Origin of the sequence: Acidovorax benzenivorans (genome assembly GCF_028680575.1) — a bacterium.
GTDB classification, from domain to species: domain Bacteria; phylum Pseudomonadota; class Gammaproteobacteria; order Burkholderiales; family Burkholderiaceae_C; genus Acidovorax; species Acidovorax benzenivorans.
In genome coordinates this window covers 318,760-330,987 of sequence record NZ_JAPCKI010000005.1, presented here as the reverse complement: position 1 = coordinate 330,987, position 12,228 = coordinate 318,760, and the positions used below count along the sequence as shown (strand labels likewise).

At 65.8% G+C, this 12,228-nt stretch carries 10 protein-coding genes; 6 read left to right on the top strand and 4 right to left on the bottom strand.

Annotation, left to right across the window (positions count from 1 at the left end):
* Positions 1-33: 33 nt before the first annotated feature.
* The 4 genes from OIN59_RS11740 to OIN59_RS11725 form a co-directional block, all read right to left on the bottom strand.
* Positions 34-522 (bottom strand): TRAP transporter small permease, encoded by a 489-nt coding sequence (locus OIN59_RS11740; protein WP_274110461.1) that lies wholly within the window; start codon positions 520-522, stop codon positions 34-36.
* Between the two features lie 71 nt (positions 523-593).
* On the bottom strand, positions 594-1,571 hold the full coding sequence (locus OIN59_RS11735) for a TRAP transporter substrate-binding protein (RefSeq protein ID WP_274110460.1): 978 nt from the start codon (positions 1,569-1,571) through the stop codon (positions 594-596).
* A gap of 43 nt (positions 1,572-1,614) precedes the next feature.
* On the bottom strand, positions 1,615-2,496 hold the full coding sequence (locus tag OIN59_RS11730; protein ID WP_274110458.1) for an SMP-30/gluconolactonase/LRE family protein: 882 nt from the start codon (positions 2,494-2,496) through the stop codon (positions 1,615-1,617).
* A gap of 8 nt (positions 2,497-2,504) precedes the next feature.
* Positions 2,505-3,323: an NAD-dependent epimerase/dehydratase family protein gene (locus OIN59_RS11725; RefSeq protein WP_274110455.1), complete on the bottom strand. Its 819-nt coding sequence runs from the start codon at positions 3,321-3,323 to the stop codon at positions 2,505-2,507.
* A 121-nt stretch (positions 3,324-3,444) separates the two neighbouring features.
* Between OIN59_RS11725 and OIN59_RS11720 the strand changes: the two genes are divergently transcribed.
* The 6 genes from OIN59_RS11720 to OIN59_RS11695 all read left to right on the top strand — a co-directional run bounded on the left by OIN59_RS11720 (position 3,445) and on the right by OIN59_RS11695 (position 12,199).
* Positions 3,445-4,173 carry a FadR/GntR family transcriptional regulator gene (locus OIN59_RS11720; RefSeq protein WP_274110454.1) on the top strand — a complete coding sequence of 243 codons (729 nt, stop codon included), beginning with the start codon at positions 3,445-3,447 and terminating at the stop codon, positions 4,171-4,173.
* 284 nt (positions 4,174-4,457) lie between these two features.
* The gene (locus OIN59_RS11715) at positions 4,458-5,897 is read left to right on the top strand and encodes an aldehyde dehydrogenase family protein (protein ID WP_274110453.1); all 1,440 of its coding nucleotides are present in this window, start codon (positions 4,458-4,460) and stop codon (positions 5,895-5,897) included.
* 168 nt (positions 5,898-6,065) lie between these two features.
* On the top strand, positions 6,066-6,425 hold the full coding sequence (locus tag OIN59_RS11710) for a DUF2946 family protein (RefSeq protein ID WP_274110452.1): 360 nt from the start codon (positions 6,066-6,068) through the stop codon (positions 6,423-6,425).
* Between the two features lie 135 nt (positions 6,426-6,560).
* Positions 6,561-8,774 carry a TonB-dependent receptor gene (locus OIN59_RS11705; RefSeq protein WP_274110450.1) on the top strand — a complete coding sequence of 738 codons (2,214 nt, stop codon included), beginning with the start codon at positions 6,561-6,563 and terminating at the stop codon, positions 8,772-8,774.
* Between the two features lie 19 nt (positions 8,775-8,793).
* Positions 8,794-10,353: a PepSY-associated TM helix domain-containing protein gene (locus OIN59_RS11700; RefSeq protein ID WP_274110448.1), complete on the top strand. Its 1,560-nt coding sequence runs from the start codon at positions 8,794-8,796 to the stop codon at positions 10,351-10,353.
* Positions 10,354-10,435: 82 nt separating this feature from the next.
* Entirely contained in the window at positions 10,436-12,199 is a 1,764-nt protein-coding gene (locus tag OIN59_RS11695; protein ID WP_274110446.1) for a sensor histidine kinase, read from the top strand.
* The last annotated feature ends 29 nt before the right edge of the window (positions 12,200-12,228 follow it).

Sequence of the window (12,228 nt, the reverse complement as noted above, 5' to 3'; positions counted from 1 at the left end):
TTATGGGGACGTTAGGGTGCTGAAACGACGGTTTCAATGCCACGCAGGCTCAACCTCGGCGTCGTGCAGGATGGCAATGATGTGTTCCAGCGAGAACATGGCAACCAACACGCCAGCCATGGCAGGAGGCACGTATTTGAAGGCTTCAGAGATGCCCAGCGTGGGGATCTTGTAAGGCGCCACCGATTCGGCCAGCACGCCACAGTTCCAGGCCATGACGATGCCGAACAGCAGCACCAGCGCGTGGATCAGCAGTTCGAGCTTGGTGCGCAGCCAGTCGGGAGCCAGCACCAGAAAGGATTCGAGACCGATGTGGCCCGCATCACGCACGCCCACGGCCATGCCCAGCATGGTCACGTACAGCACCAACAGCACGGCGCCACTCTCGGCCCAGGTCGGGGTGTCATTGAAGATGTAGCGGCCAATGACCTGGTAGAGCACGGCGCACACCAGGAGGACGAGCCCCCCCACGCCGAGCTGCAGGCAGGTGCGCGCGATGAAGGCACAGAGTCGCGTGTACATAGAGAACATTCAGAAGACGAAAAGATGGACCTGCCGCAGGACACACGGCCCTGCGGCAGGGAATGCCAGGGTCACTGCACCGCGTCGATGCGCTTGACCATGTCCTGGAGCTTGGGGTCTTTCAGGAACTTTTCGTACACCGGCTTCATCGCGGCCTTGAAGGCAACCTTGTCAATTTCGACGATTTGCGCTCCCGCAGCCTTCACGGTGGCCAGGGACTTTTCTTCACGCTCGTCCCAGATCTTGCGCATGAAACCCACCGATTCCTTGGCGGCAGCGCGGATGGCCTTTTGTTCGTCGGCGCTCAGGGTGTCCCACACCCGCTTGCTGAACAGCAGGATCTCGGGTGCCATGGAATGCTCGGTCTTGTTGAAGTATTTGGCCACTTCGAAGTGGCGCGAGCTTTCGTAGCTGGGGTAGTTGTTCTCGGCGGCGTCCACCAGACCGGTCTTGAGCGCGGTGTACACCTCGCCAAACGGCATGGGGGTGGCGTTGGCACCCATGGCTTCAAGCAAGGACACCCACAGGTCGCTCTGCTGCACACGCACCTTCAGGCCCTTGACATCAGCGAGGGTCTTGATGGGCTTCTTGACGGTGTAGATCGAACGCGCGCCGGAGTCATAGAACGCCAGCCCCACAAAACCCTGCGACTCGCAGTCCTTGAGGATCTCGTCGCCGATGGCGCCGTCCAGCACCTTGCGCATGTGTTCCTTGTCGCGGAACAGGAAGGGCATGGTGGGCACCATGGTGGTGGGGCAGATATTGTTCATGGGCGCGACGTTCACGCGGGTCATGGCAATCGCACCCAGCTTGGTCTGCTCAATGGTGTCCTTCTCGATGCCGAGCGAACCCTTGGCATACACCTTGATGCTGTGCTTGCCACCCGTGGCCTTGGACAGCGTCTCGCCCATGTGGCGCACGGCCAGCACGGTGGGGTAGTCCTCGGGGTGGATGTCCGACGAGCGGAACTCGGTGGCCTGCGCGGCCAGGCTGCCGAGCAAGATGCCAGCGGCGATGGCCACGCGGCCAAAGAGGTGTGGAACGTTCATGGTGCGTTGTCTCCTGGGTTGAATCTGTTGGGTGGCGCCGCGCTCAGGCGGGCTGATACGGGGCTTCTGCGAGCCCTTGGGCGCCCGGGCGGGTCACGAAGACCGCGCCGCCGTGGGCCACATCGTTGCCCTGCGGCTGGCCGGGGCGGATGGAGGTGATGAACAGCTGGTCCATGTCGGGCCCGCCAAAACTGCACATCGAAGGTTTGCTGACGGGCACGACCAGCGAGCGGTCCAGCACGCCCGATGGCGTGAAGCGGTGCACCATGCCAGCGTCGTTGGCGCAGATCCAGTAGCAGCCATCGGTGTCGATGGCGGCACCGTCGGGCCGACCAGGCAGCTCGCGCATGTCCACCAACAGACGGCGCGGGCCCAGGCTGCCGTCGTCATGCAGATCCAGCGCCCAGATCTTCTGCACGCTGGGGTGGCTGTCGCTGAGGTACATGGTGGCGCCATCGGGACTGAACGCCAGGCCGTTCTGGGTGACCAGGCCTTGCACCTGCGGCGCCGAGAGGCCGCGTGCATCTTGCCGGTACAGGCCGCCCGCTGGCTGCGCCAGCGACATGTCGCGCACCATGGTGCCAGCCCAGAATCGCCCCTGGCGGTCACAGCGGCCGTCATTGAAACGCATGCCCGATTGCGGGTGCTGCACGGCAGAGATGAGGGTGCAGGCCAGAGTGCCGTCATCGGCGGGCTGCAGATGGAAGATGCCGGTGTCCATGCCTGCCACCAGCCCACCGCTGGCATGCAAGGCAATGCAGGCCAGCCGCTCGGAGGTTGTCCAGCTGCTCAGTTGCCGGTCGGCCCAGCGCAGACGGCGCAGCGCACGGCCCTCAATGTCCACCCAGTACAGCGCCTGCTCGGCAGGGCTCCACAGCGGGCTTTCGCCCACTTGGTCCTGGTGGTGAGGCAACAGGAGTTCCATGGACTCGCTCACTCGAACGGACCGGTGCGCACAAACGGCCCGCCCTGGTAGATCACGGCGGGGTCGGTCAGGTCAGGCTGAGGGTCGGCGGCTTCCACCTGGGCACGGAAGGGTTCGGAGCTGTCTTGAGGGCGGTAGCCGATGTGGCGCGCCAGCGTGTTGTCCCACCAGGTGGTGGTGTTGTCGCCCATGCCATAAATGATGCTGTGGCCCACCACTGGCGCCGTGAGGCTGGCCACCACCAGGCGCTCCAGGTCGTCGTAGCTCATCCAGGTGGCCAGCATGCGGCGGTTGCGTGGCGCGGGGAACGATGAGCCGATGCGCAGGCACACGGTTTCGATGCCATAGCGGTCAAAGTAAAAGCGCGAGAGGTCTTCGCCAAATGCCTTGGACAGGCCGTACAGGCCGTCGGGCCGCGCCGGGTCGCGCAGGCCCACCACCTCGTCTTGGCGGTAAAAGCCGGTCACGTGGTTGGAGCTGGCAAACACCACGCGTTTGACGCCCTGCTTGCGAACGGCTTCATAGAGGTTGTAAGCGCCCACGATGTTGGCCTGCAAGATGGGGTCCCAGGGCTGCTCGGTGGACACGCCACCCAGGTGCACCACGGCGTCCACGCCCTCCAGCAGAGGCAACATGGCACTGGCGTCTTCCAGGCGCGCGGGGCGCAGCTCTTCGCCGGACGCCTCGCTGCCCAGGTCGGCGATGTCGGACAGGCGCAAGGTGGTGCAGTACGCCTTCAGGCGCACGCGCAACTCACACCCCAGCCCCCCGGCGGCCCCGGTCAGTAACAAGCGTTGAAAACGGATCGGCGTCGGGTGACAGGGCATGGCTTTTGCGGAGGTTCTTGGTACAGTGGCGTTACAAGCGGTTGAACGTCATCAGTTGTCATACAACAAAAGGCAATGTACTCCTTTCAACCCAGCCACCACATAGGGATAACACCGAGACATGAGCACCGACATCGCCCCACGCCGCAAGCCCCGCACCCTGGCCCTGGAGCTGGTGGACTCCCTGGGCGACCGCATCCGTGACGGCCGCCTGGCACTGGGCGACAAGCTGCCCACCGAGGCGGCCATCATGGCCGAGTTCAACGTCAGCCGCACGGTGGTGCGCGAGGCCATTTCCAAGCTGCAGGCCTCGGGGCTGGTCGAGACGCGGCACGGTATTGGCACCTTTGTGCTGGGCCTGGGGCAAGCCCCGGGGTTCAAGATCACGCCAGACCAGTTCAGCACCCTGCGTGACGTGATAGCCGTGCTGGAGCTGCGCATTGGCGTAGAAACCGAAGCCGCCGCGCTGGCAGCGCAGCGCCGCACCCCCGCCAACCTCAAAACCATGCGCGAGGCGCTGAACACCGTGGCCGAGGCCGTGGACGCCGGGCGCGATGCTGTGGCGGCAGACTTCCAGTTCCACCTGGAGATTGCGCGCGCCACGCAGAACAGCCACTTTGCCGAGCTAATGGGCACGCTGGGCAGCATGATCATTCCACGCGCACGGCTGGACTCGGTCGATCCACCCAACGACGAGCGTCGGCAGTACCTGCGCCGCGTCAATGGCGAGCACGAAAGCATCTACGACGCCATCGTGGGCCAGGACCCTGATGCAGCCCGCGCAGCGATGCGCACCCACCTGGCCAACAGCCGTGAGCGCCGTCGGCGCGCACAGGCCGAAGCAGGCTGAAGGCAGCCCGCCCATGGCGACACCACCTACCCCGCGCAATGACAACGCCCTGGGCAGCGCGTATAGCGCACTGGTCCCATGAGTAGTTACCCGCAGTGCTCAAAAGCCCACTTATGTTGTACGATGACATACAACAATAAGCTCGCCCAAACCGGGCTGCGGCCCACTGCCTTTGCCTGTAAGGCGGGCCCAGCGCAGGCCCGTTCTCATTCTGTCTGCCAGGCATTTCCTGGCACAGGGGCTTTGTTCCGATTTTCTTCAACCACCTGCACACCACCACAGCCATGCACGCAAACCTGATCGCCGGCACCTGGACCGAAGGCGTCCGTACCTACCAGAACACCAACCCGTCGGACACCCGCGACGTGATCGGCGACTACGCCGTGGCCAGCCGCGAACAGGCGCTGGAGGCCGTGTCGGCCGCCCACGCAGCCTTCCCCGCATGGAGCTTGTCCACCCCCCAGCAACGCTTTGACATCCTCGACGCGGTGGGTAACGAAATCATCGCTCGCAAGGCCGAGCTGGGCGACCTGCTGGCACGCGAGGAAGGCAAGACCCTGCCCGAAGCCATTGGCGAAGTGGGCCGCGCGGCCGCCATCTTCAAGTTCTTCGCAGGTGAAGCGCTGCGCCCCGGCGGGGAGCTGATCCCCTCGGTGCGCCCTGGCGTGGGCATCGAAATCACACGCGAGCCGCTAGGCACCATCGGCATCATCACGCCATGGAACTTCCCCATCGCCATCCCGGCCTGGAAGATCGCCCCGGCCCTGGCCTACGGCAATTGCGTGGTGTTCAAGCCCGCTGAAGTGGTGCCCGGCTCCGCCTGGGCGCTGGCCGACATCCTGCACCGCGCGGGCCTGCCTGCGGGTGTGTTCAACCTGGTGATGGGCCGGGGATCTGACGTGGGCCAGGTTCTGCTGGAAGACGAACGCATTGCAGGCGTGAGCTTTACCGGCTCCGTCGGCACCGGCCAGCGCGTGGCCGCCGCCTGCGTGCCACGCGGCGCCAAGGTGCAGCTCGAAATGGGTGGCAAGAACCCCTTCGTGGTGCTCGACGATGCCGACCTGGCCGTGGCCGTGGGCGCAGCCGTCAACAGCGGCTTCTTCTCCACCGGCCAGCGCTGCACCGCCAGCAGCCGCGTGATCGTGACCGAGGGCATCCACGACCGTTTCGTGGCTGCCATGGTCGAAAAGATGAAGACCCTGAAGGTGGATGACGCCCGCAAGGCTGGGACCGACATCGGCCCCGTGGTGGACGACCGCCAACTGGCGCAAGACCTGGAATACATCGGCATCGGCCAGCAGGAGGGCGCCAAGCTCGCCTACGGCGGCGAGGCCCTGGAGAAGAACGCCGACGGTGCCCCAGGCTTTTACCTGCGCCCCGCCCTGTTCACCGAGACCACGCCCGGCATGCGCATCAACCGCGAAGAAATCTTCGGCCCGGTGGTCAGCGTGTTGCGCGCCAAAAACTACGAAGAGGCCCTGGCCCTGGCCAACGACACGCCCTTTGGCCTGGCCAGTGGCATCGCCACCACCAGCCTCAAGCACGCCACACACTTCAAGCGCCACGCGCAAGCCGGCATGGTGATGGTGAACCTGCCCACGGCGGGCGTGGACTATCACGTGCCGTTTGGTGGCCGCAAGGGCAGCAGCTACGGCCCACGCGAGCAGGGGCGCTACGCGGCAGAGTTCTACACCACGGTGAAGACTGCGTACACGCAAGCCTGAAGCTGGCACCGCCGCCGCCGACGCGGCGGCGCCAACGGCCACGGCGGTTGCCCTGCGTCAAATTGCGGCAAAATCAGGCCCTAGCGCTTATACAAAAAGCGGATGAAGCTATAACATTTGTAGCAAATTGCGCTGCACCGCAGCATCGCGGCGGTATCATCCCGCCCCATGACCTCCCTCCCACGGACCTTCTCTGCGCTGCGCCTGTGGGTGCTGGCCTGGTTCGTGGCGTCGATGGGGGTGGCCATTGCATCGCCGCTGGTGCACCCCCAGTCCATCGAGGTGATCTGTTCGAGCGCGGGCACCATCAAGCTGCTGCTGCAAACCGACGATGGCACGGTGGAAATGGGCGCCATGGGCATGGACTGCCCTTTGTGCTCCACCCCCAGCGCCCCGCCCCCCACACCGGCAGCCGCCGTGCTGCCACCCCACCCCCTGGCCCATGCGCTGCAGCCCGTCGAGGCCGCTCGCATCGCGGCAGCCACCGCAGCACCGCTGCCCGCACGCGGGCCACCATCGCGCTCTTGATCTGAAGCCTGTTGGCAGTACCCCACACCTGGTGGTCGGGTGCTGCCTTGTTCCCGCTGGTTTCTAGACCGCGCAGCCCTGCGTGCACTCCACGCGGGCCAGGCTGCGCTGTCGCCTCAAGACAAGAGCGTTTTCATGTCCCGTTCCTACTCCTCCCCCCGCCATGCTGCGGGCTCTCCGCACCTACCTCTTTCTCCTCTGTGCTGGGGTGTATTCGCCACCTGCGCACTGGCCTCGGTCGCAGCCCATGCACAGACCACCACCGCGCCCACACTGCAGGCCGTGGACGTGGTGGACACCGCCGCATCCCCCAACGGCAAGCTCAGCCTGGACACGCCCGTGGACACCGGCAGCCGCCTGGGCCTGACGGTGCGCGAGAACCCGGCCTCCGTCACGGTGGTGGACCGCGCCACCATCGATGCCCGTGGCGCGCAAGACACGCAGGAAATCCTGCGCGCCGTACCGGGTGTGGTGGCGCACAACGCGCCCGGTTCGATGTCCGCGCACTACCGGGGTTTCACCAGCAACTCGGTGGCGCAGCTCTACAACGGCATCAACCCGCAATACGGCAGCGCCACGCGCGCGGTCGACAGCTGGATCTACGACCGGGTCGAGGCCATCGGCGGCGCGTCGAGTTTTCTGTACGGCTCGGGGGGTGTGGGCGGCTCCATCAACTACATCACCAAGACGGCCGAGCGCAGCGACTTTGTTGAGGGCCAGGTGCGCCTGGGCTCGTACGACCTGAAGGAAGTGTCCGTGGGCCTGAACCGCCGACTGGCAGGTGGCGATGGCAGTGCGGGCCCGGCGCACTACGCACGCATCGACCTCAACCACCGCAACGCGCGCAGCTGGACCGAGGGCACCAATACGCAGTCCACTCAGCTCGCCACCTCGCTGCTGTCAGACCTGGGCGGCGGCTTCAGCCACACGCTGGCCTACGAGTACCAGAAAGACCATGTGGACCGCCCGTACTGGGGCACACCGGTGCTCAACCCCGCCGTGGGCGCGCTGACCATCGACCCGGCCACGCGCTTCAAGAACTACAACAGCGCCGACGGCATGTACGAGCATCGCGTGCAGTGGCTGCGGTCGGTGGCGCAATGGCGTGTGTCAGACGCACTGCAGTTCAAGAACACCTTGTACGTGTACGACGCGCTGCGCGACTACCGCAACGTGGAGACCTACACCTTCAATGCCACCAACACGGCGGTCACGCGCACATCCCCGCTGTTGCAGCGCCACGACCAGCAACTGGTGGGCGACCGGTTGGAGGGCACCTACCAAGGCCAGCTGGCGGGCAGGAAGAGCGACTGGGCCTTTGGCCTGGACGTGAGCGTGAACAAGCAAACGCGCTTCCCGTTTGGCCCCTCGGTCACGGTGAGCACGGTCAATCCGTACCACTTCTCCATAGAGAACTTCTTCGACATCCCCGGCATGTCGCCCGTGTGGAACCCCGACAAAGACAACAAGATCACCAACACCGCGCTGTACCTGGAAAACCGCACGGCCGTGGCGCCGGGCGTGAACGTCATCACCGCGCTGCGACACGAGCGCATTGAACTGGACCTGGTGAACCGCCGCGCCGTGACGGCCACAGCCCCCGCCACCTTCAGCCGCAGCTACCACCCCACCACCGGCCGCCTGGGCGTGGTGTGGAGCATTGCACCTGGCGCCAACCTGTATGCGCAGGCCTCCAACGCGGCTGACCCGCCCTCGGGCTCGCTGGCATCCGCCTCGTTTGCCGATGTGCGCAACAACAGCGAGCTGACCACGGGCCGCCAGGTCGAGGTGGGCAGCAAGTTCGACTTCTGGGACAACAAGGGCAGCGCCACGGTGGCGGCCTTTGAAATCCGCCGCAAAAACATCGCCTCGCAAGACCCGTCCAACCCCAACCTCACGGTGCTGGTGGGCGAGCAATCGTCCAAGGGCGTCGAGTTGTCGGCGGGCATCCGCCCCACGCCGCAGTGGCAGCTGCAGGGCAACCTGTCACTCATCCGTGCGCGGTATGAGAATTTTGTGCAGGGCGGCATCTCGCGCGCGGGCAACGTGCCGCAACTGGTGCCACAGCAGGTCGCCAACCTGTGGGCGTCGTATGCCATCACGCCCACCGTCACCGCCAGCGCGGGCGTGCGCCATGTGGGCAAGGTGTATGGCAATGCGGCCAACACCAAGTTCTGGCCTTCGTACACGCTGCTGGACCTAGGACTGGCGTGGAAGGTCAACAAGACGACGACCTTGACGGGCCGCGTGCGCAACGCCACCGACCGTATCTACGCCGCCGAGACGCGCGACCAGGTCTACCTGGGTGCGCCGCGCACGCTCGATGTGACGCTGCACACCGCGTTCTGACGCAGGCGGAGAACCGGACATGCCACACGCCAAACGCTGGCTGTACCTCGTCCACCGCTGGCTGGGCGTGCTGCTGTGCGCCTTCTTCGCCATGTGGTTCCTTTCGGGCCTGGTGATGATGTACGTGGGCTACCCAAAGCTCACGCAGGCCGAGCGCCTGACCCATCTGCCGCCGCTGCGCACCGCCACTTTGGGCCCCGAGCGCCTGCTGGAGCCCACTGACGCCCTGCAGCGCGCAGGCCTGGCAGGGCCGCTGCAGGACTTGCGCCTGGCCGTGGCCAGCGGCGGTCGCGCGGTGTACCTGGCCATGGCGGCAACCCCATCGGGCGATGCCGCCCCGCACCCGCACAGGACACCAGCGGCTGTGGTCATCGACGCCATCACAGGCGACCGGCTGCAGCGCGTGGACGCAGCCCGGGCCGTCGCATCGGCCCGCGCGTTTGCGCAAGCGCCCGACCCGCTCATCACATACCAGGGCGCGGTCAACGAAGACGCCTTCACCCACTCGCGTGCACTCGATATGCACCGCCCGCTGCACCGCCTGCACCTGGGCGACAGCGCGAGCACCGTGGTCTACGTGTCGGGCACCACCGGCGAGGTGGTGCGCGATGCCCCGCTGCACGAGCGCGCCTGGAACTACGTCGGTGCCTGGATCCACTGGCTGTATCCCTTCCGGGGCAATGTCTTCAACGACTACTGGACCAACATCGTGAACTGGCTGTCCATTGCGGGCATCGTGCTCACGCTGACGGGCACGGTGGTGGGCGTGCTGCGCTGGCGCTTTCTGGGGCGGTACAAGACCGGTTCGCGCACGCCGTACCGGGGCGTTGTGATGCGCTGGCACCATGTGTTCGGGCTGGCATTTGCCGTCATCGCTTTCACCTGGGTCTTCAGCGGCCTCATGTCGATGAACCCATGGAAGATTTTTGACAGCGGCGCGGCGCCACTGCGCCAGCAGGCCATGAACGGCGGCCCGCTGATGCTGCCCGCGCAGGCCGCCAGCGTGCAGGCTCTGCTGTCCGCTGCTTCACCCAACACGCGCGAGCTGCGCTGGGTGCGCAGCGCAGGCCATACGCTGGTCATGGCGACCAGCCCCACCGGCGCCCCGGCGCTGCTCAACGCCACCACAGCTGCACCACACACCTGGCCCCCCGGCGCTGTGGCCCAGGCCGCAGCAAGGCTGTTGCCCCACCCCGTGGTGCGCACTGAAACGCTGACCGCCTACGACCTGCACTACTACAACCGCGCCGCCCACACCATGGCGGGCGGCGGCGACAAGCCCCTGCCCTCATTGCGTGTGGTGTTTGACGACCCACACGCCACCTGGGTCCACATCGACCCGCGCACTGGCGCCGTGTTGGGCCGCACCGACAGCCATCGCCGCGCCAGCCGCTGGCTGTTTGCCATGCTGCACAGCTGGGACTGGCTGCCGTTGCTGGAGCGCAGGCCGCTGTGGGACGTGGTGCTCATCGTGCTGAGCCTGGGCGGGGCAATGATGAGCCTGACCGGCGTGGTGATGGGGTGGCGCAGGCTGGGGGTAAAGCTGCGGCCACCCACCGCGGCTGTGGCCCGCCCGTGACCTGGGCGCGCTGCGCGCCTATGATGGTCGCAGTTGCCTTTTGAAACACCTGCACATGACGGCCCCTACATCGCCTTCCGCAATGTCCGCTACGCGCCAACCCACCAACGGCCGATCATCGCCCCCCAAGCGGTCGGCCAGCCTGCCTTTGCGCACCATGGTGGCGTGGGGCACGGCCCTGGTCCTGCTGATGGCCTGGGTCACGGTGGCCATCCTGATGAACGTGTCCTGGCGCGATGCCATGAACGCGCAGACCCGGCAAAACAGCAACCTGGCGCTGAGCCTGAGCGAACAGACCGTGCGGGTAATGGCGGCGGTAGACCAGGCCACGATCCGCATGCGCAACGCAGTCCTGGAAAACGACTTTGAAAAGGCGGACTTCACGCGGTTTGCCAACGAAACCGGGCTGGCGCCCCTGATCCTGACCCAGCTCTCCCTGGTGGGCCCCGATGGCCGGTTTATCGGCAGCAACATCGATCCCACCAGCGAAAAAACCGGCCATGTCGATCTGTCGGGCCGCGAACACGTGCAGGTGCACCTGAACCCGAAAGTGGCAGAGGCTGCGCGCCTGCAGCAAACGCCCAACGGACTGTTCGTTGGCAAGCCGGTGGTGGGAAAGGTGTCTGGCAAGGCCACCATCCAGCTATCGCGAAAGATTCCGGACGCCAGTGGCGGCATCGCAGGCCTGGTGGTGGCCTCGGTGAACCCCGGCTATTTTGAGGACGTCTATCGGGGCGTGCAGTTGGGGCGCACCGGGGTCGTGACCCTCATCGGCAATGACAGCACCGTGCGCGCCCGTGTCATGGGCGGACAGAGCGTGGGCATGGGTAGCGTGCTGGCACGTGCTGCCAACAACAACATGGAAGAACTGGGGGCCAACGGCAACTACGTGCGCTCCAGTGGCATCGATGGCGTCGAACGTATCTATGCCTACAGCCGCGTGGGCGACTATCCGCTGCTGGTCGTGGTGGCCACCAGCACCGACGAGTCCCTGCAGGAATGGCGCGCCAGCCGCAACGTGGCCTTGTTCACCATGGCGCTGTTCAGTGTGGCGCTGGTGGGCGCCGCGATCATCTTTGTGCGCAGCGTGCGCCAGCTGGAAAGCACCAACGCCGCCTTGCGCATCAGCGAGGCCGAGGCCCGCTCGGCCAGCCAGGCCAAGAGCGAGTTCCTGGCTGCGGTATCGCACGAGCTGCGCACGCCCCTCACTAGCATCCGGGGGTTTGCAGAGCTGATGGAGCTGCGGCTGGAGCAGCCCCGCTTCAAGGAGCAAGCCAGCCTGATCCGCAAAGCGGCAGATCACCTCAACGCTCTGCTCACCGAGATCCTGGACCTGGCCAAGGTGGAGGCGGACGCCATGCCCCACACGCCCACCGAACAGAACGTGGCAGAGATCGTTCAGTCCACGGCCGACTTCTTTGCCATCACGGCGGCGAACAAGAATCTGGCGCTCGATGTGCGCATCGCCCCCGATGCCCCCCAGACCCTGTTGTGTGACGGACTACGGATCAAGCAAGTGCTCAACAACCTGCTCTCCAACGCCTTGAAATTCACGGACACGGGCTCGGTCGCCATCGAGGTGGACGCCGCTGGCGATACCGTGCGCTTTCACGTGGTGGACACCGGCCCCGGAATCCCGGAGCACCTGCATGAAACGATCTTTGAAAAATTCCGCCAAGGCAACGACCGGGTCAGCTACCAGCACGGCGGCACAGGCCTGGGGCTGACGCTGTCGCGGGCGCTGGCGGTGCTGATGGGAGGCACGCTCACGCTGTCATCCACGGAGGGCCAAGGCGCGCGCTTTACGCTGACGCTGCCACGCGACCCAGGCACTGAGCCTCAGTAAGCAGTTCGTACTGGTGGGGTCCTACGGCG

Bases quoted from the DNA above. Each gene is read 5' to 3' on its own strand.
- OIN59_RS11710 (WP_274110452.1), top strand. From the start codon at position 6,066: ATGACCTCCCTCCCACGGACCTTCTCTGCGCTGCGCCTGTGGGTGCTG.
- OIN59_RS11740 (WP_274110461.1), bottom strand. From the start codon at position 522: ATGTACACGCGACTCTGTGCCTTCATCGCGCGCACCTGCCTGCAGCTC.
- OIN59_RS11735 (WP_274110460.1), bottom strand. From the start codon at position 1,571: ATGAACGTTCCACACCTCTTTGGCCGCGTGGCCATCGCCGCTGGCATC.
- OIN59_RS11730 (WP_274110458.1), bottom strand. From the start codon at position 2,496: ATGGAACTCCTGTTGCCTCACCACCAGGACCAAGTGGGCGAAAGCCCG.
- OIN59_RS11695 (WP_274110446.1), top strand. From the start codon at position 10,436: ATGTCCGCTACGCGCCAACCCACCAACGGCCGATCATCGCCCCCCAAG.
- OIN59_RS11705 (WP_274110450.1), top strand. From the start codon at position 6,561: ATGTCCCGTTCCTACTCCTCCCCCCGCCATGCTGCGGGCTCTCCGCAC.
- OIN59_RS11715 (WP_274110453.1), top strand. From the start codon at position 4,458: ATGCACGCAAACCTGATCGCCGGCACCTGGACCGAAGGCGTCCGTACC.
- OIN59_RS11720 (WP_274110454.1), top strand. From the start codon at position 3,445: ATGAGCACCGACATCGCCCCACGCCGCAAGCCCCGCACCCTGGCCCTG.
- OIN59_RS11725 (WP_274110455.1), bottom strand. From the start codon at position 3,323: ATGCCCTGTCACCCGACGCCGATCCGTTTTCAACGCTTGTTACTGACC.
- OIN59_RS11700 (WP_274110448.1), top strand. From the start codon at position 8,794: ATGCCACACGCCAAACGCTGGCTGTACCTCGTCCACCGCTGGCTGGGC.